This is a genomic window from Bacillus cereus group sp. Bce019, from assembly GCF_051781745.1.
Taxonomy (GTDB): Bacteria; Bacillota; Bacilli; order Bacillales; family Bacillaceae_G; genus Bacillus_A; species Bacillus_A cereus.
This window is the reverse complement of sequence record NZ_JBPWJX010000240.1, coordinates 1-253: the sequence shown is the minus strand read 5'-3', so window position 1 is coordinate 253 and position 253 is coordinate 1. Positions and strand designations below refer to the sequence as shown.

Genomic DNA, 253 nt, shown 5'->3' with positions numbered 1-253 from the left:
AAGTGGAGCCTAGCGGGATCGAACCGCTGACCTCCTGCGTGCAAGGCAGGCGCTCTCCCAGCTGAGCTAAGGCCCCATGTTTTTTAGGAATATCGGGAAGACAGGATTTGAACCTGCGACCCCCTGGTCCCAAACCAGGTGCTCTACCAAGCTGAGCCACTTCCCGTTAATAAAAGCGCGCCCGAGAGGAGTCGAACCCCTAACCTCTTGATCCGTAGTCAAACGCTCTATCCAATTGAGCTACGGGCGCATA

Annotated in this window: 3 tRNA genes; all 3 read right to left on the bottom strand. The window is 55.7% G+C overall.

Going from position 1 to position 253, the window contains the following annotated elements:
• Positions 1-3: 3 nt before the first annotated feature.
• The 3 genes from ACS2QP_RS28180 to ACS2QP_RS28170 all read right to left on the bottom strand — a co-directional run bounded on the left by ACS2QP_RS28180 (position 4) and on the right by ACS2QP_RS28170 (position 250).
• Positions 4-76 (bottom strand) — tRNA-Ala (locus tag ACS2QP_RS28180).
• Positions 77-92: 16 nt separating this feature from the next.
• A tRNA-Pro gene (locus ACS2QP_RS28175) sits at positions 93-166 on the bottom strand.
• A gap of 10 nt (positions 167-176) precedes the next feature.
• Positions 177-250, bottom strand: a tRNA-Arg gene (locus ACS2QP_RS28170).
• Positions 251-253 lie beyond the last annotated feature (3 nt).